Raw genomic sequence first — 24489 nt, 5'->3', positions numbered from 1 at the left:
TGACCCGAGAACCGACGGCTCCCGACGCGTTAATCAGAGGACACGCGCTTCTACAACCGCTTGCGGGACAGTCTCTTTCGTGAATCGAAACGAGAAAGTGAAGGCTAGTCCATCAGCGTTGCCGCGACGGTTCCGCCCAGTTCATAACAACCATCGCGGACAGATTTGTCCACGCTCACAGTCACTTCGAGCGGATCCGCCACCGCGACCAATCCGAGCCCGGTGGCGAGTTTGCGCACCGAGGACACTGCACCGGCAGTGTCGTTGTTGCCGTGAACCCACAGGCCGTACGGTCGATCCGAAACCGCGCCGAGGCATTGGTAGTACGTGGTGTCGAAGAAGTATTTCAGCGCGCCCGACATGTAACCGAAATTGGCGGTGGTTCCGAAAAGATAGCCGTCAGCAGCGAGGACGTCGGGCACCGTCGCCGCCAACGCCGGCATCACCTTCACCTCGACGCCCTCGATCTCGGGATCGCGAGCCCCGGCCAGGACTGCATCCAACAATTCGTGGGTTGTCGGCGAGGGCGAGTGGTGAACCACCAACAGAGTCTTCACACATCTGACAATACGGCGACGGGTGGCGCACCCGTCGCCGTTCACGCCTACGCCGAAACGGTTTCCGCGCTCATCGCCTTGACCAGGTCGTCGGTTCGGGTGACCGAGGCGCAGCGCCCGGCCGCGTACTCGAGCGCACCGACATGCTCGTCCAGGGAGAAGTCGGCTACCGCGTCGCCCACGAAGAAGATCTGCACGTCTTGCATGAACCCGTCCAAAGCGGTAGTCAGGCAACCGATGTGGGCATAGATTCCGGTGATGATCAGCTGGTCACGCCCACTCTCGCGCAGCCGCTCACGCAGATCCGTCTTGATGAAGGCGCTGTAGCGCCATTTTGTGAGCATCACGTCGTCCGAATGCGGAGCCAACTCGGCGATCACGTCGGTGTGAGCGGGATCTGCCTTCAGACCCGGTCCCCAGAAATCCGACAGCAACGCACGCTCCTCGGGATCCTGATCACCGGGTTGCGCGGTGTAGACGATCGGGATTCCGGCAGCTCGCGCCGACGAACGAAGCCGGTCGATGTTCGGAACCACGGTTTGGAGCGGGTCGACGCTTCGGTCGTACGCGTTCACGAAATATTCCTGCATGTCGTGCAGAAGCAACACCGCTCGGGAAGGATCGAGAGTCCAGTCGACCCGATTTTGCGGAAACTCGGTGGGCATCTCGTATCGCACTGCTGTGGGTAGCGCCATGATGAATCTCCTCGAAAATGTGGGGGTGGGAACCGATCAACTCGACAGAGTCTGTGCGGCAATCGATTCGCTGAGAACACGGCGCAAGGCCGCCTTGCTGGTCTTTCCGACGCCGGTGACGGGGAACTCGGTCACGAACTCCACTCGATCCGGAACCTTGTACGCCGCAACGCCTCGGCCTCGTATGTATCGCTTGATCTCGCCGACGGTCGGGGCATCTCCGGAAATCACCAGAACAGCACAGGTTCGTTCGCCCAGGTACTCGTCGGGAACGGCGACGACGGCCGCATCGTGGACAGCCGGATGCGAGAGCAGGTGGTTCTCGATCTCCTCGGCCGCAACCTTCTCACCGCCGCGGTTGATCTGGTCTTTTGCGCGCCCCTCGACTATCAGATGTCCTGAATCGGTGACGCTGACCAGATCGCCGGTGCGATAGAAACCTTCGGCGTCGAAGACCTCGGCATTGTGCGCATCCGCCCGGTAATAGCCGCGGATCGTGTACGGACCCCGAGTCAGTAAGTGCCCCGTGGTTCCGGGCGCGACGAGCGCGCCTTCGTCGTCGACCACACGAACCTCGTCGTCGGGTGAAATGGGCCGGCCCTGAGTGCTGACGATCAATTCTTGCGTGTCGTCGAGGCGGGTGTAGTTGACCAGCCCCTCGGCCATCCCGAACACCTGCTGGAGGGTGCAGCCCAACTCCGTGGGTACGCGTGCAGCGGCTTCGGCGCTGAACTTCGCTCCGCCGACGCCGAGAACCCGCAAGCTCGACAGATCGTGATCTGCCTTACTGGGGGCGGCCATCCAGGCCAACGCGATCGGTGGAACCAAGGAAGCGTGCGTGACTCGCTCTGATTCGATCAGACCGAAAGCTGTGGAGGGCATGGTGTCCGGCGCCAGAACCACGGAGCCGCCCGCGTGGAGAACGCCCAGGATGCCCGGCGAACTCATCGGAAAATTATGCGCTGCAGGAAGAACCACCAACATGCGCGTCGAGTCGTCGACGCCACAGATCGGGTTGGACGCTCGCACCGAGTAGAGGTAGTCGGCGTGCGTTCGCGGAATCAGCTTCGGAACACCGGTCGTGCCACCGGAAAGCTGAAGAAAGGCGACCGACAACGGATCGACGTCGGCAAGAACGGGAACCTCGTATCCGCGCAGCGAATCGAAACCGACAAACTCTTCGGGGTCACCGGCCACGATCACAACAGGCGGAGTCTCGAGGCCTTCGTTCACCTCACGCGCCAGCGCGCGGTAGTCGAACCCGCCATGACGGTCGGCGACGATATAGGCAGCGACATCAGCGAACTGGCAGAAGTATCCGATTTCGGTTCGGCGATGCGCCGGCAACCCGAATACCGGCAGGGCGCCGAGCTTCAACACACCGAACAATGCTTCGACGTATTCCACGATGTTCGGCAGCTGCAGAAGCACCCGGTCACCGGCGCGAACACCCAAGCCGGACAGGCCTCCGGCCACGGCCGAGCTGCGACGATCGAGGTCGGAATACGTCAGCCGTGTCTGTGTGCCAAAGGCATCGCTGCCGACCACCGCTTCGTTGTCGGGATGCCGTGCGGCCGCGGCCGTGACGAATCCGGCCAGCGTCTCGTCAGTCCAATAGCCTCGTTCCCGATAATACGTCACCAAATCGGGTGGATACTGTGCGACGGGTGCCAAGGGCTCGCGAGCGATCCTCGAGGTCATGCAAGTGACTCCTGTTCGAAAGTACTGTCAGCAAATACGTCTCACGCTTTGAGCGTCGCTCCACCGTCGACGTACAGCGCCTGCATGGTGATGTGGGCCGCCCGGTCGGACAGCAGGAAGTGCACCGAGTCCGCGATATCGTCTGCGGTGGCCAGTTTTCCGAGCGGAATACCCAGGCGATAGCTCGCCAGATTGCCTTCGATGACCGCGTCGGCACCCGAATCGTCGGAAGGGTCCGACCACAGTGACCGCTGCATCGCTGTGTCGGTGGATCCAGGAGCGACCACGTTGACACGAATGCCGTCAGTAGCCAGCTCCAGTCCAGCGGTTCGAACCAACATGGTGGCAGCAGCTTTGGACGAACCGTAAGCACCCATCCCGATACGTGGGACACCGGCCGCGTTCGACGAGACGACCACGATCGCCCCGGCCCGACGGCGACGCATTTCCAGTCCCACGCTTTGCAGCACGTTCAGCAATCCGAAGACGTTGACGCCGAATATCTTCCGCCACTGGTCCGGATCGGAGTCCAGCACCGATCCGGTGTCGAGAATTCCGGCGACGTGCGCGAGCGCGTCGATCCGGCCGAACGTGTCCATCGTCGAGGCCACTGCAGCGTCGACTGCCTGCCGATCGGTCACGTCCACGACGTGACTCTCGATATCGGCGCCTTCGACGATTGTTTCTGCCAATTCCGCAGTTACCCGCTTCAATTCGACGTCGTCGCGATCGAGCAACGCCAGCGAATACCCGTCGCGCGCAAGCGTACGGGCCACTGCGGCGCCGATCCCCGCCGCAGCACCGGTGACCACGGCGATTCGGCGCTCGCTCACTGCGGGCACAGGACCTGAACCCAGGCATTGATCGTGGGCTCTTCTGCCAACTCCGCGAAGTCGGCATCCGCGCCCGCTCCCCGCCACCGTTCGACGAGCGTCATCAAGCGAACCGAGTCAAGGCCTTCGTCACCCAGGTCCGCGTCGTCGCCGAGTTGCTCTGCCCTCATCGACAGAACCTCGGCGACGTCGCGCACGATCTGGTCACGGTCCACGGTGTTGCTCATCGGTCTCCTCGAGTAGTGGTCGACGCGCTCAGATCGAGCCAACCCAACCCTCGTGTCGACCCCGTCCGCACGCCTTGACTTTAGGCCAGCCTAACCATAACGGTACGGAAGTACACAACCCGGGCGCTCGCAACACAAATTCACCCAAACTAAGGCTAGCCTCAACATAACAAGCAATCTGTCGAACTGGAAGGGTGTCCATGTCAGCACTCGCCGAAGTCTCCGAATTCCCGTTGCGCAACAACCGGACTGACGATGAAACGGACTCCGTTTTCCTGCTCTCACGTAGGCAAACGTCGATCCGCACTTCGGGAGTAGTCGAAGAATTCGACTCGGCCTTCGACGCTGCCGAAGCCCTCAAGACCGGGCGCATCGACTCGGTCGTCGGCGCCCTGCCGTTCTCCCCGGAGACGCCGTCCGCCCTCACCGCGCCACTGAGTTTCACACGAGTGCGCGGTGATCTATATCACTCGAACATCCCGTCATTACCCACTTCGCGGGTAGCCGGATTCGAACCCAGCCCGCAGATCCACACCGACAGGGTCCGCGGAGCCATCGAACGACTTCGAGCAGGCGAACTCGACAAAGTTGTCCTCGCACGCTCCCTGACCATCGAGGCCGAGTCCACGATCTTCCCCGCCGCTCTGGCCGAGAAACTGATTGCACTCGATCACGCGCACAACGGTTTCTGCGTCGACCTGTCCCCCGCCGGAGGAAAGTACCGCGGGCGTTCGCTGGTCGGTTCGACGCCCGAGGTTCTGATCGAAAGGCGAGGCGGCGTCGTCACCTGCCACCCGCTGGCGGGCTCGATTGCACGCCATCCGAATTCGGATCAGGACGAGGCGAATGCCGAGCAACTCCGCGCGTCGACCAAAGATCTGGCCGAACACGCGTTTGTCGTCGACTCCATCAGCGCGATACTCGGACCACTGTGCACGTCCTTCAATGCACCCAGCGCACCGGAAATCCTTCGGACACCGCAACTGTGGCATCTCGGGACCAAGATCGAAGGTGTCCTGATCGACCCGAGCCTGACCTCGCTCGAACTCGCAATGGCGCTGCATCCGACTCCCGCTGTCTGCGGCACACCGACGGTCGCCGCACGCGAGCACATCACCGCAACCGAAGCCGATCGTGGGTTCTATGCCGGTGCCGTGGGCTGGTGCGACCGGACTGGAGACGGCGAGTGGATGGTAGCTATTCGTTGCGCCGAGATCGCAGCAGACGGCCTCTCGGCGCGGGCCTACGCCGGCGGCGGCATCGTCGCTACTTCCGACCCGGAAATCGAATTGAGAGAGACCAGTACAAAATTCCGCACGCTACTCAGTGCGTTCGACCTCGCTGAACATCATCTCTGACAGGGCGTCACTTCTTCGAGGTGTTCAGGGCAATCGCGGCGTGAACGAGTGCCTTGAACGCCTTTTCGTCGACGGCTTGGCCCTCGTGGAAATCGATCGCCCGTCGCGTATTGCCCTCGAGGCTGGAGTTGAAGAGTCCTGAAGCGTCGTCGAGTGATGCGCCTTTGGCAAAGGTCACCTTCACTGCGCTCTTGTAAGTCTCACCGGTACAGATCATTCCGGCGTGGTACCACACGGGAACACCTCGCCACTTCCATTCCTCCACCACATCCGGATCCACTTCTTTGATCAGAGTTCGTATCCGGGCGAGCATCTCGCCCCGCCAGTCTCCGAGTTCCTCGATTCGCTTGTCGATCAACCGAGACGGGGAATCTGCGCCTTGCTTGTCGGACTCACTCTTCGCCATCGCTTCGTCACTTCCTGCTCGTCGCCGCCGATCTCCGGTGAGTCGAGTATCCCCTCCTGCACGCGGATTCACTCGGTGAATCACTGACGCATCACGGCGTCTCGGCAGATGCGATTTCTTGCAGTTTCGGTCAAAGTGAGACGGACGTCCAGTATTCTCTGGGTACTAAGTCCCGATTCTTCGGCCTGGAGGACTGCATCGTGATCTGGAATCGACCGCTCACCCACTCAGTCGCTTGGGCTGCCGGATCGGTTGTTCTCGCCGCCGCGATTGTCGGCGTTCACACCGTTCCTGCGGCGGCGCAACAGGCCCGCGTCTTCGACGTACTGTGCACACCCACCGATGCAGGCCTTTCCGAGCTGTCCGGACTCACCGTCACCGCGGCCGGGATGTACGCAATCGGCGACAGCGGCTCCGACGATCGGGTCGCCGAACTCGATTCGAACTGCCACGTGCAGCGCTGGATCAGCGTGGGCACCCCTCGTGTCGACGTCGAGGATCTGTCGTCGACTCCCGACGGCCATCTGTGGCTGGCAGACATCGGCGACAACAACGCGGTACGAACGTCGGTCGGGCTGATCGACCTCGATCCGGCTTCAGGTGCGGCGACCTCCTACCCCCTGGTCTATCCCGACGGCGGGCACGACGCCGAGACACTACTGATCCAGAGCGACGGGGTTCCCGTCATCGTCACCAAGGACTACCTGGGTGCAAGCGTGGTCTACACAACCGCTGAGCGACAGCAGGTTCAGGATCTGAGTACGGGCTCGCCGACCATGTTGGCCAAAGTAGGTCAGCTCAGATTTACTCCCACCCTCACACCCGGTGGGCCCGTCCCCCACGCCGGCACGATGGCTGTCACCGGCGGCGCCGTGAGCAAGGACGGCACGGTGGTAGCGCTCCGCACGTATACCGACGCTTACCTGTACGCAGCTCCCGACGGCGATGTCGTGAAAGCGTTGAACACCAACCCGATTCGCGTCCCCCTTCCCGACGAACCACAAGGTGAGGCGATCGCGTTCGACGCTGCCGGTGATCTGATCAGTGGCTCCGAGGCATACCGAGGGCCATTACCACCAATCCGAATTCTTCGCGGCGCCAGCGACATCGCACTGTCGGGCGGAGCGAGCGGCTCTCTCGGGTCGTAGTCGATTCGCGTCCCCGGGAAAGCGGACAGGCGCCGCTATCATGGCCGAGTGAACAAACAACTTCGAGCGACAGTGGTGGTCTCGGCAGTTCTCGCACTGGCTTCGTGTGCGAATTCCCTCGAAGGATCACCGCGCCCGGATGCGTTTGTTCCGAGCATCGACAACCCGGATCCGTCCGAAGCCATCGACGGAGTTGTCACGGTCGACTACCCAGCAGCCCAACACGTACGCCCGAACGAACGCGTGGCGTACACATATTCACCGCCCTTCGGCGGCCGTCATGACTCGGTCTGGGCAAACTGCACCGGAGTTGTTTATCCACAAGCGATTCGGACCGAGAATGCGGTCCATTCTCTCGAGCACGGGGCCGTGTGGATCACGTACAACCCCGACCTCGTCTCGAGCGAGGATCAGGCTCGCTTGGCACAGCGAGTCGAGGGCATGAGCTACACGTTGATGTCGCCGTATCCGACCCTGGATTCGCCGATCTCGCTGCAGTCGTGGGGCCGTCAGCTCAAGCTCGACAACGCCGCGGACGCGCGCATCGATCAGTTCGTCTCGGCTCTGCGCGTCAACCCGAACACGTATCCCGAAGTGGGCGCGACCTGTTCGGTGCCGGTGACGAGCTTCGACCCGAACAACCCGCCGCCATTCGACCCCACCACTCCGGATCCGTCATCTCCCACAACCGTTCCGGAGCGGTAGCGTCTCAGCAGGCCCCGCTCCGCGGCGTAGACACCTACTTGCCTCGTGAACGGCGTTCCAGTTCGACTGCCCGTCGCATGGTTTCCCGAGCCCGGCTTCGGTCACCGGCATAGTCGTAGGCGCGAGCAAGTCGGAAGTTCTGCTTCCAGTTGTCCGGGTCTGCTTCCCAGTCGACCTTGATCTGGGCGAACAACTCGTCGGCAGCCGCTCGCTCGATCCGGCCCGAAGGCAATTTCGGAAGCGCAGACGCATCGACAGCGAGGCCCTCGTCGTGAATCTGCTGCGCGAGGCGCTGGTGCGTGAAGCCGGCACGGAGCGTGGCGATGACGAGCCACAGCCCCAGGAACGGCAGGATCAGCACGCCGATCCCGAGACCGATCGCGGCGCCGCCACCGTCCTGGATGAGCTGGATTCCGCGCTGGCCGAGCAGCACGAAGTACACCGCGAGCGCAATGCAAATCGCGACGATCAGTGCGACGGTGCGAGTGGTCTTGTTCATAGATCGAGAAAGGAATCGATACCGACCGTCAGACCCGGACGCGAGCCGATCTGGCGGACACCGAGCAGAACGCCCGGCGCGAACGAATTCCGGTCGATCGAGTCGTGGCGAATGGTCAGTGTCTCGCCCTGAGTTCCGAGAATCACTTCCTGATGCGCGACCAGTCCGGCCATCCGCACGGAGTGAACCCGGACGCCGTCGACGTCCGCTCCGCGCGCACCCTCGAGCTCGGTCGTGGTGGCGTCAGGGCTGCGTCCCACGCCTGCTTCCGCGCGAGCCTCGGCGATCATCGCGGCCGTTCGGTATGCGGTGCCCGAGGGAGCATCTGCCTTGTTGGGGTGATGGAGTTCGATGACCTCGACGGAATCGAAGAAGCGCGCCGCGGCAGCCGAGAAGCGCATCAACAGCACAGCACCGATGGCGAAGTTCGGGGCGATCAGAACACCCGTTGCCGGCTGGGCGTCGAGCCAGGACTGAACAGTCGCAAGCCTGGACTCGTCGAAACCGGTGGTGCCGATCACTGCATGAATTCCGTTGGCCACGAGGAATTCCAGATTTCCCATGACGACGTCGGGGTGCGTGAAATCGACCACTACCTGAGTGCGGGTGTCGACAAACGTCTCGATGCGATCACCGGTGTCGACCTGAGCGACGAGTTCCAGATCGGGAGCAGCTTCCACTGCCTCGCAGATCGCTCGACCGACCTTGCCCTTGGCTCCCAGAACCCCGACCCTGATGGGTGCTGCACTCACGTCTTCCACGCTCCGTCCGATGCATTGTTTGAGGTGAAGCCTACGCAATCACCCCGATGCGCTCACCATCAGTCGGGCGGGAGTTATGTCACCACTGGCACACTGGACGTAGTGAGCAACCGTCCGCAAGTCCGCGAAACCGGCAACCTTCGACCACTCGAGTTGGCAACGGGTGCCGTCATGGCCGGATTCACGGTCGCGTTGTCCGTCATTGCCACGGTCATCCCCATGGCCAGCGCCCTCAACCTCGTGGCCGCCGTTCCGATGGGAATTGTTGCCCAGCGCTTCCGAGTCCGCGCCGTGACGACGGCCGGTATCTCGGCCACGGCAGTCGCCTTTGTCGCGGCGGGTTCGGGATCTGCGGCGGCGGTCGCATTGAGCGCTCTCCTCGGCGGAATCATCGGTACGGTCAAGCGGCGCGGTCTCGGCTTCGTCTCCGCATTGCTGTCGTCATTGGTCATCGGGCCCGCGCTGGCGTTGTTCTCCATAGTCCTGTTGCTTGTTCTCGCTCCGCTGCGCACCTTGTTGTTGACCTCGCTCGAGAACACCGCGTTGGGCGTGGCCGAGATCTTGAAGCGTGCCCCCACACTGGTCGGCGCAGCCGAATGGATCGAGAACAGCATCGGCTCGATCATCGACTACTGGTGGTTGTGGATCGGCGTGTCCATCATCTCCGGAATCGTCCTCAGTACCGTCGTCTCCTATTTCGTCCTCGGCGCCGTCCTCGACCGATTGGCTGCACTCCCTTCGGCCGACCCGCTCCAGACAGCACCCGACGACCGTCCGATCGATCCGCTGCCGGTCACTTTCGATCACGTGGGCTTCACCTATCCGGGTGCAACGACACCGGCCCTCGTCGACGTCAACTTCACCGTGCGACGAGGAGAGTTCGTCACCGTCGTCGGCCACAACGGCTCGGGCAAGTCCACACTCACCCGGTTGCTCGCCGGTCGCGCGCCGACTGTCGGGACGCTGACGAGACCCGGGTCCGCCGGTCTCGGCCGACACGGCGGAACCGCCGTCGTCCTCCAACGACCCGAAAGCCAGATCCTCGGAACCCGCGTCGCGGACGACGTCGTCTGGGGGCTCCCCCCCGAGTCGCATCCCGACGTCGATGCACTGCTGGCCGAGGTGGGACTCGCGGGCATGGGTATGCGTGAGACCTCCGGGCTGTCCGGTGGCGAGATGCAACGTCTGGCTGTTGCAGCCGCGCTGGCGCGGCGCCCCGCTCTGCTGATCGCGGACGAAGCCACCGCGATGGTCGATCAGGCCGGCCGGGAGGAATTGGTCTCGCTCCTTGCCGAACTTCCGCGACGCCACCCGATGGCCGTGGTACTGGTCACCCATCACCACGCCGACACCCGCAACGCAGATCGGGTGATTCAACTACAACGCGGACGGCAGATCGATCACCAACCAGGTTGGATGACGTCGACGTTCGGGGGTCCTCCGTCTGCGCCGTGGCCGGTCAGCACTCGAGCTGTCCTCCAACTCACCGATGTCACCCACACGTACAACGACCGGACTCCGTGGTCGCGGCGCGCCTTGTCGGACGTCAATCTCACAATCGGCGACGGCGACGGGCTGCTGGTTCTGGGCGGCAACGGTTCCGGTAAATCGACTCTGGCCTGGATCATGGCGGGCTTGATCGCACCGAGCAAGGGAACCGCAGTCTTCGACGGCAAACCCGTCTCACGCCAACTCGGCACCGTCGGTCTCACGTTCCAGCATTCGCGACTGCAGCTGCAACGCCGAACCGTCGCCGAAGACATCGAGGCCGCCGGAGGTCCGGAGATCGGATCGGTGCAAGTCTCGTGGGCGCTCGACGCCGTCGGACTCGACCGTCACATCGCCGGCCGCAGCATCGACGAGTTGAGCGGCGGACAGATGCGACGCGTCGTCCTGGCCGGTCTCCTCGTGCGCCAACCGCGGGTACTCATCCTCGACGAACCGTTGGCCGGTCTCGATCCACCCGGTCGACACGAAATCCTGAACGTACTCAGGTGGATTCGTCGGAACGGAACCGCAGTAGTCGTCATCTCCCACGATGTCGACGGCATGGACGCCGTGTGCAGCAGAACAATTCGACTGTCGGAGGGTCGCATCCTCGACCCTGCCGCCAGCAGCGCCTTGGAAGGATCGACGACGTGACAACACTTCTGCTCGAAGTCCCGACTTCATCGCCGATCCACCGATTGTGGGCCGGAACGAAGATCGTTGCCGTCGTTCTCGTCAGCATCGTGGTCGTGACCGCTCCGTCCTGGCCGGCGATCGGCGTCGTACTCGGATTGTTGTTGCTGACCGCGGTGATCGGACGCATCCCCCCGACTGCAGTTCCGCGACCTCCGTGGTGGTTGTGGGCGCTGATCCTGCTCGGCGCGTTGATCAATCTTCCGATCGGCCTCGACGCAGTCTTCATCTACCTGCAAGCTGTGACGTTCGGTCTTGTATTGCTCTGCGTCTCACTGATGTTGGCATGGACCACGTCGATGAGCGATGTGGCGCCGGCACTGGCAACGCTCGGTAGACCGCTGCGATTCCTCAAGATCCCGGTCGACGAGTGGGCGATCGCGACGGCCCTCTGCATTCGTTCACTTCCGCTCTTGATCGACGAGATGCTCACCCTGGTGGCGGCGCGACGACTACGCCCGAAAGCTGTGGTGAACAGCGCTGCCGACAATTCGATAGTCGATCTGATCACCACGACCATGTCGGTGGCAATTCGGCGCTCTGCCGAGATGGGTGAAGCGATCTCCGCTCGCGGGGGCACCGGTTTGATCGCGGCGTACCCCAAGCGCCCTCAGCTCGCCGACCTGTTCGCGCTGATCGTCGTCATCGCCGCGTGCGTCAGCGCGGTTGTTTTGACTCTGGTTCTGCGCTGATCGGATCACCGCTGACAGAATTTCCCTGGGCGATGATCGCAGAACCCATCCAGCGCCGTAGGTATCGCCGCAGTTCCTCGTCGCTCCGCTTCGGGTCGCCGGGCGCGAGGAAAAACGACTGCATCGTCCGCAGGACGTATTCGACCAGTTCCTGAAGTGATGCGTCGTCGTATCCGAAACGCACCCAGTCCACGTCGAAGCGGGTGATCATCGCCATTCCGAAGGCCTGCGCCTCCTGAGAGGTCAGACCTTCGGGATGAAGACTCGAATTCGTGCTGGTGAGCAGAATGCCGAGATGCGGCGTTCGGTGGACCTGGGTCAGGGTGTAGACGACACCCTCGGTCATCGCCTCGACGGGATCTTCGATGCCGCTCACGTGTGTGGTGAGCCGATCGAGGTAGCCGTCGACCGACGCGATTGCAGCTGCCCGCATCAGAGCGTCAGCGCTGGGGAAGTATCGATACACGGTCTGCCGGATCACGCCCAGTGACTCGGCGACGTCGCCGATGCTGATTTCCGAACTCGTCCGTCCGATCAACTCGACCGCGGCCTCGACAATGCGACGAGACGCATCTTCGTCACTGTCCGGTGGATTGCCGCCCCACCCACGCCTTCGTGCCACTGCCCACTTCCTCGCTCGAACGAGGCTCGAACCATGTCTTTGCGCTCGAAGTCCAAGAGCCACAGGCTAACACAGGCAGGTTTTGCATCTGCGCCCCTCGAATTCACTCCCCTCGCCGAAAGTGAACATACAACTGCACACCAATATGTATGATTACCGCCACACGTGGCTTCGAGTGCCAGAGCGGCCACCTGACCAGCCCCTCCGAAAGACGAGGTTCGACAAGTGACCAACCTTCAACCCCGAAAAATGGACTTCGGATTCGAGGATCAGGACGTTCCCTTCCTGTGGAACCCGGAGAATCCGGCCTGGTCGAGCATGTCCAACGCGGTCTCGTTCCTGGCCATCGGTTTCGAGAAGATGATCGTGAAGATGATCATGCAGACCAAGTCGCGGATCAGCGATCCTGAAGTGGCCGAGGAAGCCGTGGCGTTCATGCGTCAGGAAGGCCATCACTCGACCGCGCACCGCCAGCATGTGAAGGCTCTGATCAGGCGCTACCCCGGACTACAGAACACGCTCGACGCTGTGATCGGTGAATTCGATCTACTGACCGAGGCGACCTCGCTGAACTACCGGCTTGCATACACCGCGGACCTGGAGGCGACCTTCACTCCGGTGTTCAAGCTGATGCTCGACAACGAGGCGACCTTGTTCCGCCCGGGAGACGACCGCGTCGCGTCGCTGTTCATCTGGCACTTCGTCGAGGAGGTCGAGCATCGCAGCTCGGCTCTGATCATCTTCAATTCCGTTGTCGGAAGCGAGCTTTACCGGATGCGGATGGCACCGTCGATCTTCGCGCACGTGATGAAGGTGATTCGTATCGCCTGCGCAGGCTTCAACCAGCACGTTCCGCTCTCCGAGCGGCAAGTCGACTCACTGTCGATGTTCGCCACCCACCGCACCAAGCAGAAGATTCTGACGTCGTTCGCTCCGTATCTGACCAAGGGCACGATGCCTCGCGCCTTCGATCACCTTCAACTCGGAGAACAACTCGTTGCACTCGGCGGTGTCTTCCGCAGCCAGATGCCCAATCACAACCCGGACCACGAGAAACTCCCCGCACTCGCCGACCAGTGGTTCAAGCGTTACGACGACGGCTACGACTGCACACGCTGGTACACCGCCGAATCTCAGGCACAAGCCGAGTCGATCACGTCAGGGGCCAACTGATGGCAGAACACTGCTCCCCCACGTTTTCCCAGCTCGCAACAGAACTCGGTTTCTCCTGTCAGGAAGCAGGTGGACTCGTCGAGTTCCGTAACCCGGCGGCGCTGGAGAACTGGACCCTGCCCGTCCTCGAATGGACCATCATCGTCGGCTCGGTGCTCGCACTGGTCCTGGCGATCGTGCGGTTGCGCCGCAACGGCGACCCCACCAATCTGGTTCTCTGGTTCGGCGCCACCGCCTACCTGTTCATCATCGAGCCTCCGCTGTACTTCCCGGCGGCGTTCGGCATCGAAGAACAAGTGGACACGATGTTCGCGCACAACGTGTTCACCGTCGACTTCATGTGGGGTCGACTGCCGCTGTACATCGTTGCCATCTATCCACTGATGGCGACGTTGGCCTTCGAAATAGTCAGAATGCTCGGCGTTTTCCGCAGATACGGTCCACTACTGGGCGCTGTCTGCGTCGGCTTCGTCCACCATGCGTTCTACGAAATCTTCGACCACCTGGGGCCCCAGTTGCGGTGGTGGGAGTGGTCGACGTCGAACCCGATCAACCAACCCATGTTCAACGCGGTTCCACTTCCCAGCGTGGTCGTCTTCGCCGCGCTGTGGCCGATGTCGTTGGCATTCTGCGTCCAGTACTTCGTCGGACGGCACGTCGATGCCGGCAAGCACTTCTCCGGACTTCAATTGGTATGGCGCACCATCGTGATCGGCCTGCTGGCCTCGCTGGGTACGTTCATTCTCCCGCTCCCGGCGACGGTCTTCGGTATGGGAAGCGACACTGTCCGCGGGTTCCTCTACGCCGCTGAACTTGCAGTCCTCACAGTGGTCGCGATCGTGGTTCTCGTCCGCCAATGGACGCACCTGCGCTCGGCAGAATCGAACACTCCTGCACACACCAACAGGTTCGTGCAGATCTACAGCGTGGTGTACCTGGTTGTCATGGCCGTCCTGTGGGCGAGTGCGCTTCCCGACTTCTTCGACGCGGTCGACGGTTCCACCAGCGCTGGAGATCCCATCGGGAACCTCTGGTACACAGTGGCGTGCTTCGTCATCGCAATCCTGTGCGTGAGCGCAACTTTCACCATTCCGAAGCGGAACTCCGGGACGGCCGACGCCGAGCTCCTCGGGGCAAACTCAGCGACTCCGGCTACCTAGGCGACCGGGACGAGACCGCTCGGGTCTCGTCCCGGTTTCTCGGTTTCAGGGGACGCGGTGAGTCCACTCTTCGGTTCTGAACTTCGTGTCCACCAGCTTGCGCGCCTGCTCCAACTCCGAGTCCGTGTAATCGCTGTCGTGGGTGTCGTATTGACCTCGAAAGTGCTGCGCAAACGACTCCAGGATTGCTGCACGCGTCATTCCGGTCTGCGAACGCAGCGGATCGACGCGCTTGGCCGCACTCTTGGTTCCCTTGTCCGACATCTTCTCTCGTCCGATTCGCAACACCTGCGTCATCTTCTCAGCGTCGATGTCGTAGGCCATGGTCACGTGATGGAGCACAGTGCCGGACGCGAATCGCTTCTGAGCGGCGCCGGCGATCTTGCCCTTGTCCGAGGCGATATCGTTGAGCGGCACATACCGAGCGTTGATACCGACCTCGGCAAGCGCTCCCATGACCCACTGATCGAGAAACGCGTAGGACTGCTCGAAACTCAAACCCTCGACCAATGACGCCGGTACTGCCAACGAGTACGTGATGCAGTTGCCCGGTTCCATGAACATCGCGCCGCCACCGGAGATTCGGCGCACCACCCCGATGCCGTACCGCGCAGCCGCCTCGGAGTCGACCTCGTTACGCACGGACTGGAACGATCCGATCACGACCAAGGGCGAGTCCCAGTCCCAGAAACGCAATGTCGGCGGACGCTCACCCGATGCGACCTCACGCGCGATGACCTCGTCCAGCGCGACGTGCATCGCGGGATCGAGAACCACCGGCGGGATGAGGTCGAAGGTGTGATCCGCCCAGCTCGTGGCGTGGCCGAGTGCGCGCCGGATCGCGATGCCGACCGACTGCGGCGTGAAGCCGATCATCGAGACGGACTCGTCGAGCGCAGTGGAGATGGCATGCGCCAACTGTTCTGCATCCGAGTCGGCGGGCATTCCGCGCAACGCCGCGTTGATGTCGTCGAGCGCGCTGTCGGGCTCGAGGAAGAAGTCCCCCGAGACTGCGACTTCGGACAGCCGACCGTCCGCCACCTCGACGTCGACCGCGACCAGTTTTCCACCAGGAACCTTGTACTCTCCACGCATCCGTCCAGCCTATCCCTGCGGGATTCTCTGCGGTGAGCGCCGTCGAAGATCACACCCCGCGCGCAGTGCGCATCTGTTCGGAAGGCAGGGCGATCAAGTAACCACACCTGTAAGTCGCTGCGGGGCTGCACAATCGCGCGGACGGGACCGCACGTGTCGACCCCTGGCAATTTGGCCGAGCAACGGCCCTGCTTCTGCCGACAGGCGAGATGATCTCTGTGGTGGGAGGATTGCCGCAACGAGCCAACTCCCTGGCGAGCCACAACGGAGGTAGACATGAAGGTCCCGGCGTTCCACTCGACGGTTCCTTCGGATCTCGACGTCTATCACGACAACGAAAGCTGCATTTTGGCCGCGCGCATCGCAGTGTCCCATCGTGCCCACGGAGTCGACGGCCGACCGTGGTGCACTGCGTGTGCGTCTTTGGACTGACGAGCGACCACCAGCTCACTCACACCCACGTCGCCGATTCGGGGGCAACCCCGTTGGCCCGAGCATTCGCATCGATGACAGCGCGGAGCCACACTGTCAGACCGGTCTCGACCTGCTCGTAGAACGCGGTGAATCCCGGATCGGCCACGTACATCCGTCCCAGACACACCTGCATCGAATGTGTGCAGTCGAAGTAAACCCCGATCGACGCTCGGTGCCGTTCTGCCAGCAAATTCGCCTCGCCGCTTCCCGGTTCGACACCGGATCGGCAGGCCAGCGCCAGATCTTCGTTGAGCGTCTCGACGCAGTCGGCGATCTTCTGCCAATCCTCAGCGGTCCTACCCGCCGACCGTTCCGCGTGCTGCGCCCACTGCGCACTGTCACCCCAACGCTCGTGCGCCTCAGGTCCCCATGACGGCTGCCAGTGTCGGCCGAAGATCGAGACCTGCTCGTGTGCCGGCAACAGCACACCCGACTTCCTGGCATCGATGATGCGATCCAAGGACTCGCCCAGTTCCTCCAAGTCGGCTATCCGTTGCCGCAACTCGGCGCGCTGCCCACGCAGCGTCTCGTCCACGTGGGCTGCGGGCGCATCGAGCAATATCCCGATCTCGTCGAGCGACAAACCCACGTCACGGTAGACAAGCACCCGGCCGATGCGACCGAGGTCCGCGTCGGTGTACAGCCGGTAGCCCCCGTCACTGCGCCCGGACGGACGCACCAAACCGATTGCGTCCCAATGATGGAGGGTACGTACGGTTATGCCTAGTCGTGATGCGGCAGCACCGACAGTGAGAGCACTGTCTGCCTCGTCTCCGAAGAGTTGGTCCGTCACGTGATCCAGTCTGACAGACGCGGTTCGGGAGGCCACAGCGTCAGACCTCGGTTCAGTCGTCGGGTCCGTCAATTCCCATGCCTCGCAGATGCTCGGCCTCGGCACTGTTCGGGTCGTACGGACGAGCGGCCGTCATGATCACGCGCGCGTTCTCCGGTGTCACAATCTCCAACTCCAGTGAATTCCACGGCTTCAGATGTGGACCGCTGGTGCATCCGGGCCGCAATTCCTCACACGCCTGTGCTATCTGGTCCATCTGACTCAGCACACACGCAAAGCTCACACTGACGGACGGTGGTGAATCTGCACATTCGCCGGGCACGAGCAGAACGTCTTGAAATGCCCAGCGTCGCAGGTGCGTCAGTCGATCCGGTACCGAAAAGAGGTCGAAGAAACCGAGCCCACGGATCCAGAAGTCGGCAGATTCGGCCAGATCCGATGTCGGAACCGACACGAACATGGGCATTCCGTAGAGACCTCGGAACTGTTCCGGAGGCACGGCGTCTGTAGCGGGGACAGGGACGGGGCTGATGTCGAATGCCGGGTAAGTATCGGTCATGAAGCCATCGTGAGCCCTCACGCTACGTCAGGGTCAAATCGTGTGAAATCCGATCGAACCAGATTGCGCGATCACACCGTGCGTGCGAATGCGCCGTCGTCTGCGAATACCCGTTGGGCAAAGCGTTCGCCGATGAGACGGTGCGTCGCAGCGTCCGGATGGAGCTGATCGGGAAGCGGCAACTCTTCGTTCTCGGCCGCACCATAGAGATCGCACCCGTCGACGTAATGCAGATTGGGATCATCCGCCGATCGCTGGGTTACGATGCGCGCCAACTCTTCCCGAATAGAGCGCAGCGTCAGCTTTCCGGCTGCGCGCTCGGCGGGATCGCCGGTAGCAACGAATCGCATTTCGCCTCTGGCAAGCGCGTCGAAATCGAATGCACCAGGTCCAGGCGTGTCTTCGTGAATCGGGCAATAGACAGGCGAGACGACCAGCAGTGGAGCCACTGGATGACCGTCGCGGACCGTGTCGAGGAAGCCGTGCATTGCCGACGTGAAGGCCCGCAGGCGCATCACGTCGGAGTTGACCAGATTGATGCCCATCTTGATGCTGATGAGGTCGGCAGGAGTGTCTCGCATAGCGCGGGCGACGTACTGGTCCAGCAGAGCGCTGCCGCTGAACCCGAGGTTGATCAGATCCACGCCGCCGAGGGAGGCTGCGAGAGCAGGCCAAGTGCGGGAGGGACTTTCAGCGCCGGAGCCTTGACTGATCGAGCTTCCGTGATGGAGCCACACATCACGCTTCGTGCCGACTGCGAGTTCGAGCGGGGCGTCGGTTCGCAATGCGACAAGTTCGGTGGTTTCGTTGTGCGGCAACCAGATCTCGACGGTCTTGGATCGCGCGGGCAAGTCCGCGAAGCGGATGGTGCTGACGGGTCCGGATTGTCTCTGAGCGGTACCGGTCGCCATGTCGATCGTCACCGTGTTGCCACCCTCAGCGATTGCGTGCCCGGTTGGTTCGCCGTCGACGATCAGGTCGTACACCCCTTGCGGCCTCGGCGGAGCACCGATGTAGATCATTTTCGTGGGCAGAGTGTCGAGTTCGATGGCCGTAGCGCTGGTTCGGAACACCAGCCGCACTCCGGACGGTTGTGATTGCGCCATTGCCATCTGCCCGTCAGCGAATTGCGTGCGAGCTCTGGCAGGCAGACGGTGTGTCAGCACACCGCGTTCGGTCCGCTCGAGCTCGAGGGCTCCGCGCACGATGTCCTCGGAAATTACGGTAGTAATCCAGCTGCTCTGGCTGTTCATCTCATTCACCTGTAGATAAGTTGCGAAGGTTTTAACTACAGCACACAGTAATTTGCCTATACTATTTAGGCAAGCGGTTTCACTTCTCGACGAACAGGACCAACGGACATGCCTCGCGCAGGACTGACACCCGAACGCCTCGCCGTGGCGGGCGCCGAATTGGCCGACGAGGTGGGCTTCGAGCAGGTGACCGTATCGGCGGTCGCCAGAGCGTTCGACGTCAAGGTCGCAAGCCTGTACTCGCACGTGAAAAGTTCGAACGACCTCAAAACCAGAATCGCGCTGCTTGCCTTGGAAGAGATGGCCGACCAGGCTGCCGACGCCGTGGCCGGTCGGTCCGGCCGCGACGCCTTGACCGCCTTCGCGAACGTGTACCGCAACTACGCGAGGTCACACCCTGGTCGGTACGCCGCGTCACAGATGCGCCTCACCCCGGAGGCCGCGGCCGCGAGCGCGGGTTTCAGACACTCGCAGATGATGCGATCGATTCTGCGCGGGTACAACCTCACCGATCTCGATCAGACCCACGCAGTTCGGTTGCTCGGCAGCGTTTTTCATGGGTACGCCAGCCTCGAGCTGGGTGGATCGTTCAGCCACAGTGCACCGGACAGCGCCGAAAGCTGGGCAAGAATCCTCGAGGCTCTCGATTCGATGCTGACCAATTGGCCAGCGTCGAGTCCATGACCAGTCGTGATTCTTGCGCGCCAAGTTCTTGCGCCACTTGGTGATCGCACACGGCCAAGAAACCTCGGGCCCACCCCAGGAGCGGCGCCACACAATCGCGCGCTCCCGCAACCACAGGTCGCACTGGGACAGAAGAAGGTCCGAGTAGGCAAGAAGCCGGGCGTGGAGCTCCGCTTAGAGGAGAAGCTTGGCGCGCAGAGAGTCGACAGTGCCCTGGTCGACGCCGAGGCCCTCCCGTACGTAAGTATCCATACCGCCGTAGAGCCGGTCCACCTGTGCATACGCCGCATCGAGCCACGACAGGTCCACCGCGTCGTCCCGGCCCAGGTACGTGTTCGACGCCATGAAATCGGCACTGATGAACTCACGCGGGACACCCAGAATGGTCAGCAGGATCGCGGTACCCCAACCGGTGCGGTCCTTCCCTGCACTGCAGTGGTAGACGGTTGCGCCGTCGGAGTTGTTCGCGATCGCAGTCAGCAGGTCACGGAAGGCGACATCGGAACCACGGTAGTTGACCATGAACGGGTAGCCGATGCTCTGGCCGATGTTCGAGGTTCCCTTGACTGCGCCGTCGATCAACGCGCGACCGAGGGTCAAGGGAACGAACTCGTGGAACGCGATGCCGTGTTCGATACTGACGACGTCGGCGACCTGGTAGGTGACCCCGGCGGGGATCCGATCGGGATCCTCCGCACGTTCGGAGGCGTTGCGCAGGTCGACGTCGAGGGTCAGGTTCGCGGCGGTGAGTTTTGCCAGATCAGTCTCATTGAGCGAGCTGAGCTTGTTGGAACGGAACACCAGGCCTGTCCGGACGGTCCTGCCGTCGGTAGTCCGATACCCGCCGATATCGCGGAAGTTCCGCGCCTCGTCGAGCCTGATCTCGGCCGCGGACGGCGGTGGGATCTCCGGCAGCGGCGGTTGCTCCCCGGACGATCCGAACTGACTCGAACCCAATTGCAGGTCGCCGCTCGAAGCGGAGGCGAGTGTGGGGCCTGTCAGGGCCGCACCCATAGCGACCAGCGCAGCGAGGGCGATTCCGAAAGGGCGCGCCCCTCGGCGGCGCGTGTAGACAGTTGTCACCTTCATCCTCTCATTCGCTGTGCGGGATACCCCGCGCCCCGCAAACTCCCGTGCGAGATTACAAGGGTGGCACGCTCCTCGTCCCGACTTTGCTCCAGAAACCGGACATGTGTTCAGGTGCCCGGCCAGCCGCCATCCTGCAGGAAGAAACTCTTGCCCGTCACTGCGTCGCCATCGACCACGCCGGGCCCGATCGAACGACAGACCGCGGCCGCGGCGGCAGCCGTAACTGCACAGCGCCGAACAACTTCACTGTCGAGCAACTGCACGAATCTCCACCTCGAGCTGGTATCCGTTGGGACGAAATCAATCTCATGCGCTACCGGCCGTCGACCATGACCAGTGCAGGCTGAGGAATGTCGGACGAAGCGTCTGCGAGAGCAGCAAGAGTGCCGTCGAGCGCGACAAGGTCCGCACGACGACCCGGCGCCAAGATCCCCACCCGTCCTTCGTCATGGACCAAGTACGCACTGTCCACAGTCATGGCCTGCACTGCACGCTGCACTCCGATCCGTTGGTGGGCGCCAAGCACGGCACCGCCCATGGTCAGCCGATTCACAGCAGTCCTAATCGTCTGGAGGGGATCCATCGGCGTTATCGGGCAATCCGAGTGCAGCCCGAATTTCAAGCCGATGTCATCGGCGCACGCCAGCGGGTCCAGGTTGCCGGCTCTCTCAGGACCGAGGAAACGGTCACGGTGACGATCGCCCCAATGAAAAACATGGTTGACGAAAAAGCTCACCCCGATCTCGGCATCACGTATCGCCTCGAGATCCGCAGGCCCACTCACCTGGCAGTGCTCGATACGGTGCCGCGCTCGACGTCCGTCACTGCGGTGCGCACTGCGCAGCGCCGCGATGGCGGCGGCTACAGCCGCATCGCCGTTGGCGTGCACCGCGACCTGACCTCCCTCGCGGTGCACCTGGAGAACCATGTCGTCGAGTTGCTCCTGCGGATAGAGCAGATCACCGTGATGGTTCGGGCTGCAGGTATACGGAGTTCGCAAGGCTGCAGACAATCCTTGAATGGACCCATCCGCCCAGAATTTGGCGCCGGCCAGGCGGAAGCGTGACCCTGGGGCCGGTGCAGCCGTGAAAGCGATGTTCCTTTCCTCCAGTTCTGCGATCGCGAGATCACCCCGAAGGAAGCCAACCGTGTGCACGGGCATCTCGCCCATGGTGTCCAGGGCACGATAGGCGGCCAACTCCTGCATGCCCGCCGACAGGCCGACCCCTAGATCGTGGACGGTCGTGATTCCTCGCGAACGCGCCAGTGTCAAGCTACGCAGCAACGCGGTCTGCACCTCTGCCTGTGTCAGGTCTGGTATCGCGCCACTCAACCGTGCCACGGCGTCGATTTCCCAGGCCATCCCTGTGAGCCTCCCGTCCGCCCCACGCGGAAACTGCGAGTCCCCGGGATCCACCGTCGATTCGTCGATGCCTGCAGTTGCAAGCGCAACAGTGTTTGCCACCGCAAAGTGCCCCGAGATATGCAGAACGATGATCGGGCGGTCGGTGCAGACTGCGTCGAGGTCATCGCGTGTGAGATGGCGACCTTCTCGAAGTTGTGTGTCGTCGTACCCCCATCCACGTATCCAGCCGTGAGTGGGAGTGGAGTTCCGCAGAGCCCCTTGGATATCCGTGATCGAGGCGCACGGTGGCGTCCGGCAATCGGCCCATCCGTCAGTCAAGCCGGAGTAGGTCGGGTGAATGTGCGACTCGATCAGCCCCGGGATCACAGTAGCGCCGGCGAGATCGAGCCGACGAGTTTCCGGTCCGGCGTACTCCCCCATGTCCTTTCGACTTCCGGTGGCGACAACCAGGCCTCCATCGAGGACGAGCGCCTCAACCTGGGGTGACGCTGCGTCTTGGGTGAGGATTGCATCTGCGGTGAGTAGTGTCCGAGTCATCGGATATCCGCCTTCGCGGTCGGGACTGCGGGGCAAGGCACTGGTGCCGATCGATTTTCTGCACGGAGGCCCGAAACCGCTTCGACAGGAGGCCACATCACCCGGGTGGCGGACACGAACAACACGTTCAGAACAAGGGCTGCGGCACCGATGTTCATGCCTTTGTCCGCCAACCACATCGATACCGTGCCGTGTGTGTCGAGGTACAGCCAGAGCACCAGCACGTCGCCGAGCACCACGCCCATCGCGAGCGCTGCCGGTCGCAGCTTCCATCCGAAGATCATCGTCGCGAACACCACCACGGCCTGGGTCACCCCGTAATACGCGGTATTCACCAGCGTCAGCAGCAATTGGGGTGCGGCGAGGGTGAGGATCAGCGAGAGGCCGAGGTAGGCGACTATGACCCCGCGCACCCACACTCTCTGACGTGATTCGGGTATTCCAGGAACGATGTTTCGCGAGACGATCGAGCCGATTCCCAGCGCCGAGCCACACAGAACAACGATCGCGCACAGTGCCGCACCGCCCGCCACCACTCCGGTCAGCCAGTCCGGGAGCACGAGGCGGGACAGTTGCAGGAGGACCTCATTGGACTCTGCGCCCTCGAGCTTGTTGGGCAGCAATGAAATTGCGCCGAAGGCAGCAGCGACGAGGAAGGGATACATGAGCATGTACAGCGGGTTGAATCGGGCGACTCGCTTGAGGGTTGCCTCGGACTTCGCCGATAGCACCGCTTGCACGATGAAGGGGAAAACGAAAAAACCGAGTGACTGGAACACAATTGTGGTGAGAACGAAGGTCAGCGACGAACCGGTGACGGTGGATTGCGAGGCCTGCCCGGCCCCATGGGATGCCGCATCGGCAAAGAGCTTCGTGATACCGCCCGATTTGGCCGTGGCGGCCAGTCCGATCAGGATCGCTCCCAACAGCAGAGCTGCGTCCTTGACGTAAGACACGAACGCCGGTGCACGCACACCCGAAAGCAGGAGGAAGAGCAGAGCAAGCGCAGCGCCGACGAAAACCGCCACCGTCGGGTTGATGGTGATGCCAAGTCCGCTCAGTGCGACCTGGAGGCCGGCAAGCTGCAACTGCCCCCAGGGAATGAGGAAGACTACCGAGGCAATCGCGATTGTCAGTTCCAACCCGCGCGACCGAAAGTGCCGCCCTGCCACATCGGGCAGCGTCATCGCGTTATACCGCTTGCCTGCCCGCCAGAGATAGGGCGCAAAGAAGTATCCGATCGGGTAGGCAAGCAAGATGTATCCGATGAACCAGACGCCGTAGCTTGCCCCGTGGGCGTACACACCCCCGGGAAATCCAATGAGCGTGCCGATGCTGTAGGCCTCACCTGCTCCCAGGATGAAAACCAGCACGGGACCGAAAGACCGCCCGCCCACGAGGTAGTCGGAGATCTCTTTTTTGCTTCCACGGCGTGAAAGCACTCCGGCGCCGAGCGCGAGGAGTAGCACGAGCGTAAATGTTGCAGCGATCATGTCGGATCCCCGATCTCGGTCTTGGCCTGAGCCAGTTCGTTTCGTTCCGCTTCCTCGAAGTCCTTGCGGTCAAAGAACTTCCATGCCATGTGGAGACACAACGAGGTCAGCGGCATCCACAGGAAAAGCCACGCGAACAAAATGGGAAATCCGAGAACAGTCAGTTCGGATCCGGAGAGCGCAACTATCCCGCCCATCACCCCGACGAACGGAACTCCGATTGCGAGCAAGGCACTCTTCGCCTCGTTGGACATGATTGTGGCTCCTTAGCCGTTGATCGATCCGGAGCAGATGAGGCGAGGGGCGTTTTGCCGTCGAATCGTCGTCCGGTCTAGCGTTGAGTGTGCCTCCCGTCACTATGGCGGGACCATGGGTGAACCCCGGAATCCACGACGCTCGTTCGTGAAATTCACGGGACGCAAGACCAA

The 24489-nt window shown here is 62.4% G+C and carries 27 protein-coding genes; 9 read left to right on the top strand and 18 right to left on the bottom strand.

Annotated features, from left to right (window positions below):
* Positions 1 to 104: 104 nt before the first annotated feature.
* Genes ACBG85_RS12750 through ACBG85_RS12730 form a run of 5 tightly spaced genes read right to left on the bottom strand, consistent with a single transcriptional unit; the run spans position 105 to position 4013 of the window.
* A complete protein-coding gene (locus ACBG85_RS12750; protein ID WP_003942217.1) occupies positions 105 to 557 on the bottom strand; it encodes a flavodoxin family protein in 453 nt (150 codons plus the stop codon).
* A 47-nt stretch (positions 558 to 604) separates the two neighbouring features.
* Positions 605 to 1252, bottom strand: a complete 648-nt coding sequence (locus tag ACBG85_RS12745; RefSeq protein WP_003942132.1) for an isochorismatase family protein — start codon at positions 1250 to 1252, stop codon at positions 605 to 607.
* Positions 1253 to 1288: 36 nt separating this feature from the next.
* Positions 1289 to 2953 carry a (2,3-dihydroxybenzoyl)adenylate synthase gene (locus tag ACBG85_RS12740; protein ID WP_042450693.1) on the bottom strand — a complete coding sequence of 555 codons (1665 nt, stop codon included), beginning with the start codon at positions 2951 to 2953 and terminating at the stop codon, positions 1289 to 1291.
* Positions 2954 to 2994: 41 nt separating this feature from the next.
* On the bottom strand, positions 2995 to 3795 hold the full coding sequence (locus ACBG85_RS12735; RefSeq protein ID WP_003942103.1) for a 2,3-dihydro-2,3-dihydroxybenzoate dehydrogenase: 801 nt from the start codon (positions 3793 to 3795) through the stop codon (positions 2995 to 2997).
* Positions 3783 to 4013 carry a phosphopantetheine-binding protein gene (locus ACBG85_RS12730; protein WP_003942230.1) on the bottom strand — a complete coding sequence of 77 codons (231 nt, stop codon included), beginning with the start codon at positions 4011 to 4013 and terminating at the stop codon, positions 3783 to 3785. The genes ACBG85_RS12735 and ACBG85_RS12730 overlap by 13 nt, the downstream gene beginning before the upstream one ends.
* A 200-nt stretch (positions 4014 to 4213) precedes the next feature.
* Between ACBG85_RS12730 and ACBG85_RS12725 the strand changes: the two genes are divergently transcribed.
* Complete coding sequence (locus tag ACBG85_RS12725) at positions 4214 to 5371, top strand: isochorismate synthase MenF (RefSeq protein ID WP_020969440.1); 1158 nt, start codon at positions 4214 to 4216, stop codon at positions 5369 to 5371.
* Positions 5372 to 5378: 7 nt separating this feature from the next.
* Here ACBG85_RS12725 and ACBG85_RS12720 read toward each other — a convergent pair whose 3' ends face one another.
* Positions 5379 to 5777, bottom strand: a complete 399-nt coding sequence (locus tag ACBG85_RS12720; protein WP_007735116.1) for a DUF1801 domain-containing protein — start codon at positions 5775 to 5777, stop codon at positions 5379 to 5381.
* 200 nt (positions 5778 to 5977) lie between these two features.
* On the opposite strand from ACBG85_RS12720, the gene ACBG85_RS12715 reads away from it, so the two are divergent.
* Together ACBG85_RS12715 and ACBG85_RS12710 are read left to right on the top strand one after the other, a co-directional pair.
* Complete coding sequence (locus tag ACBG85_RS12715) at positions 5978 to 6925, top strand: hypothetical protein (RefSeq protein WP_030535576.1); 948 nt, start codon at positions 5978 to 5980, stop codon at positions 6923 to 6925.
* Between the two features lie 48 nt (positions 6926 to 6973).
* A complete protein-coding gene (locus ACBG85_RS12710) occupies positions 6974 to 7630 on the top strand; it encodes a DUF3105 domain-containing protein (protein WP_003942235.1) in 657 nt (218 codons plus the stop codon).
* Positions 7631 to 7664: 34 nt separating this feature from the next.
* On the opposite strand, the gene ACBG85_RS12705 is transcribed toward ACBG85_RS12710, so the two are convergent.
* Together ACBG85_RS12705 and dapB are read right to left on the bottom strand one after the other, a co-directional pair.
* Entirely contained in the window at positions 7665 to 8129 is a 465-nt protein-coding gene (locus ACBG85_RS12705) for a hypothetical protein (protein ID WP_003942246.1), read from the bottom strand.
* Entirely contained in the window at positions 8126 to 8881 is a 756-nt protein-coding gene (gene dapB, locus ACBG85_RS12700; RefSeq protein WP_007735114.1) for a 4-hydroxy-tetrahydrodipicolinate reductase, read from the bottom strand. Before dapB ends, ACBG85_RS12705 begins: the two co-directional genes overlap by 4 nt.
* A 111-nt stretch (positions 8882 to 8992) precedes the next feature.
* Between dapB and ACBG85_RS12695 the strand changes: the two genes are divergently transcribed.
* Positions 8993 to 11032: an ATP-binding cassette domain-containing protein gene (locus ACBG85_RS12695; protein WP_030535578.1), complete on the top strand. Its 2040-nt coding sequence runs from the start codon at positions 8993 to 8995 to the stop codon at positions 11030 to 11032.
* Complete coding sequence (locus ACBG85_RS12690; protein ID WP_372027634.1) at positions 11029 to 11763, top strand: energy-coupling factor transporter transmembrane protein EcfT; 735 nt, start codon at positions 11029 to 11031, stop codon at positions 11761 to 11763. The genes ACBG85_RS12695 and ACBG85_RS12690 overlap by 4 nt, the downstream gene beginning before the upstream one ends.
* On the opposite strand, the gene ACBG85_RS12685 is transcribed toward ACBG85_RS12690, so the two are convergent.
* Entirely contained in the window at positions 11729 to 12385 is a 657-nt protein-coding gene (locus ACBG85_RS12685) for a TetR/AcrR family transcriptional regulator (RefSeq protein ID WP_007735111.1), read from the bottom strand. The genes ACBG85_RS12690 and ACBG85_RS12685 overlap by 35 nt on opposite strands.
* Before the next feature lie 225 nt (positions 12386 to 12610).
* Here ACBG85_RS12685 and ACBG85_RS12680 point away from each other — a divergent pair, with 225 nt between their 5' ends.
* Positions 12611 to 13558 carry a metal-dependent hydrolase gene (locus tag ACBG85_RS12680; RefSeq protein ID WP_030535581.1) on the top strand — a complete coding sequence of 316 codons (948 nt, stop codon included), beginning with the start codon at positions 12611 to 12613 and terminating at the stop codon, positions 13556 to 13558.
* A complete protein-coding gene (locus ACBG85_RS12675; protein WP_058038677.1) occupies positions 13558 to 14718 on the top strand; it encodes a hypothetical protein in 1161 nt (386 codons plus the stop codon). The genes ACBG85_RS12680 and ACBG85_RS12675 overlap by 1 nt, the downstream gene beginning before the upstream one ends.
* A gap of 45 nt (positions 14719 to 14763) precedes the next feature.
* Here the strand turns inward: ACBG85_RS12675 and ACBG85_RS12670 are convergent, their stop codons facing one another.
* On the bottom strand, positions 14764 to 15813 hold the full coding sequence (locus ACBG85_RS12670; protein ID WP_003942269.1) for a biotin/lipoate A/B protein ligase family protein: 1050 nt from the start codon (positions 15811 to 15813) through the stop codon (positions 14764 to 14766).
* A 276-nt stretch (positions 15814 to 16089) separates the two neighbouring features.
* Here ACBG85_RS12670 and ACBG85_RS12665 point away from each other — a divergent pair, with 276 nt between their 5' ends.
* Positions 16090 to 16245 (top strand): hypothetical protein, encoded by a 156-nt coding sequence (locus tag ACBG85_RS12665; protein WP_165638325.1) that lies wholly within the window; start codon positions 16090 to 16092, stop codon positions 16243 to 16245.
* Positions 16246 to 16264: 19 nt separating this feature from the next.
* Here ACBG85_RS12665 and ACBG85_RS12660 read toward each other — a convergent pair whose 3' ends face one another.
* The 3 genes from ACBG85_RS12660 to ACBG85_RS12650 form a co-directional block, all read right to left on the bottom strand.
* Positions 16265 to 17080, bottom strand: a complete 816-nt coding sequence (locus tag ACBG85_RS12660; protein ID WP_047271490.1) for a MerR family transcriptional regulator — start codon at positions 17078 to 17080, stop codon at positions 16265 to 16267.
* Between the two features lie 52 nt (positions 17081 to 17132).
* Positions 17133 to 17639, bottom strand: a complete 507-nt coding sequence (locus ACBG85_RS12655; RefSeq protein WP_030535584.1) for a glyoxalase/bleomycin resistance/dioxygenase family protein — start codon at positions 17637 to 17639, stop codon at positions 17133 to 17135.
* 71 nt (positions 17640 to 17710) lie between these two features.
* On the bottom strand, positions 17711 to 18892 hold the full coding sequence (locus ACBG85_RS12650) for a GDSL-type esterase/lipase family protein (protein ID WP_030535585.1): 1182 nt from the start codon (positions 18890 to 18892) through the stop codon (positions 17711 to 17713).
* 108 nt (positions 18893 to 19000) lie between these two features.
* Here ACBG85_RS12650 and ACBG85_RS12645 point away from each other — a divergent pair, with 108 nt between their 5' ends.
* A complete protein-coding gene (locus ACBG85_RS12645) occupies positions 19001 to 19576 on the top strand; it encodes a TetR/AcrR family transcriptional regulator (RefSeq protein ID WP_030535586.1) in 576 nt (191 codons plus the stop codon).
* A gap of 174 nt (positions 19577 to 19750) precedes the next feature.
* Here the strand turns inward: ACBG85_RS12645 and ACBG85_RS12640 are convergent, their stop codons facing one another.
* The 5 genes from ACBG85_RS12640 to ACBG85_RS12620 all read right to left on the bottom strand — a co-directional run bounded on the left by ACBG85_RS12640 (position 19751) and on the right by ACBG85_RS12620 (position 24315).
* Positions 19751 to 20665 (bottom strand): tyrosine-protein phosphatase, encoded by a 915-nt coding sequence (locus ACBG85_RS12640; protein ID WP_007735104.1) that lies wholly within the window; start codon positions 20663 to 20665, stop codon positions 19751 to 19753.
* Between the two features lie 107 nt (positions 20666 to 20772).
* Positions 20773 to 20928, bottom strand: coding sequence for a hypothetical protein (locus ACBG85_RS12635; protein WP_155419219.1), 156 nt, complete (start codon positions 20926 to 20928; stop codon positions 20773 to 20775).
* Positions 20929 to 20978: 50 nt separating this feature from the next.
* The gene (locus tag ACBG85_RS12630) at positions 20979 to 22568 is read right to left on the bottom strand and encodes an amidohydrolase (RefSeq protein WP_063316540.1); all 1590 of its coding nucleotides are present in this window, start codon (positions 22566 to 22568) and stop codon (positions 20979 to 20981) included.
* Positions 22565 to 24061: a sodium:solute symporter gene (locus tag ACBG85_RS12625; protein WP_003942149.1), complete on the bottom strand. Its 1497-nt coding sequence runs from the start codon at positions 24059 to 24061 to the stop codon at positions 22565 to 22567. The genes ACBG85_RS12630 and ACBG85_RS12625 overlap by 4 nt, the downstream gene beginning before the upstream one ends.
* On the bottom strand, positions 24058 to 24315 hold the full coding sequence (locus ACBG85_RS12620; protein WP_372027628.1) for a DUF3311 domain-containing protein: 258 nt from the start codon (positions 24313 to 24315) through the stop codon (positions 24058 to 24060). Before ACBG85_RS12620 ends, ACBG85_RS12625 begins: the two co-directional genes overlap by 4 nt.
* Positions 24316 to 24489 lie beyond the last annotated feature (174 nt).

Source organism: Rhodococcus sp. NyZ502, assembly GCF_041464245.1.
Classification (GTDB): Bacteria; Actinomycetota; Actinomycetes; order Mycobacteriales; family Mycobacteriaceae; genus Rhodococcus_F; species Rhodococcus_F qingshengii.
Note: the sequence above shows the minus strand (reverse complement) of the source record. Positions and strands in the feature narration are given on the sequence as shown.

What these genes read in the sequence shown, in the direction of transcription:
- ACBG85_RS12745 (WP_003942132.1), bottom strand. Translation starts at nt 1,252, where the DNA reads ATGGCGCTACCCACAGCAGTGCGATACGAGATGCCCACCGAGTTTCCG.
- ACBG85_RS12740 (WP_042450693.1), bottom strand. Translation starts at nt 2,953, where the DNA reads ATGACCTCGAGGATCGCTCGCGAGCCCTTGGCACCCGTCGCACAGTAT.
- ACBG85_RS12730 (WP_003942230.1), bottom strand. Translation starts at nt 4,013, where the DNA reads ATGAGCAACACCGTGGACCGTGACCAGATCGTGCGCGACGTCGCCGAG.
- ACBG85_RS12725 (WP_020969440.1), top strand. Translation starts at nt 4,214, where the DNA reads ATGTCAGCACTCGCCGAAGTCTCCGAATTCCCGTTGCGCAACAACCGG.
- ACBG85_RS12720 (WP_007735116.1), bottom strand. Translation starts at nt 5,777, where the DNA reads ATGGCGAAGAGTGAGTCCGACAAGCAAGGCGCAGATTCCCCGTCTCGG.
- ACBG85_RS12705 (WP_003942246.1), bottom strand. Translation starts at nt 8,129, where the DNA reads ATGAACAAGACCACTCGCACCGTCGCACTGATCGTCGCGATTTGCATT.
- ACBG85_RS12675 (WP_058038677.1), top strand. Translation starts at nt 13,558, where the DNA reads ATGGCAGAACACTGCTCCCCCACGTTTTCCCAGCTCGCAACAGAACTC.
- ACBG85_RS12670 (WP_003942269.1), bottom strand. Translation starts at nt 15,813, where the DNA reads ATGCGTGGAGAGTACAAGGTTCCTGGTGGAAAACTGGTCGCGGTCGAC.
- ACBG85_RS12665 (WP_165638325.1), top strand. Translation starts at nt 16,090, where the DNA reads ATGAAGGTCCCGGCGTTCCACTCGACGGTTCCTTCGGATCTCGACGTC.
- ACBG85_RS12655 (WP_030535584.1), bottom strand. Translation starts at nt 17,639, where the DNA reads ATGACCGATACTTACCCGGCATTCGACATCAGCCCCGTCCCTGTCCCC.
- ACBG85_RS12650 (WP_030535585.1), bottom strand. Translation starts at nt 18,892, where the DNA reads ATGAACAGCCAGAGCAGCTGGATTACTACCGTAATTTCCGAGGACATC.
- ACBG85_RS12645 (WP_030535586.1), top strand. Translation starts at nt 19,001, where the DNA reads ATGCCTCGCGCAGGACTGACACCCGAACGCCTCGCCGTGGCGGGCGCC.
- ACBG85_RS12640 (WP_007735104.1), bottom strand. Translation starts at nt 20,665, where the DNA reads ATGAAGGTGACAACTGTCTACACGCGCCGCCGAGGGGCGCGCCCTTTC.
- ACBG85_RS12630 (WP_063316540.1), bottom strand. Translation starts at nt 22,568, where the DNA reads ATGACTCGGACACTACTCACCGCAGATGCAATCCTCACCCAAGACGCA.
- ACBG85_RS12625 (WP_003942149.1), bottom strand. Translation starts at nt 24,061, where the DNA reads ATGATCGCTGCAACATTTACGCTCGTGCTACTCCTCGCGCTCGGCGCC.
- ACBG85_RS12620 (WP_372027628.1), bottom strand. Translation starts at nt 24,315, where the DNA reads ATGTCCAACGAGGCGAAGAGTGCCTTGCTCGCAATCGGAGTTCCGTTC.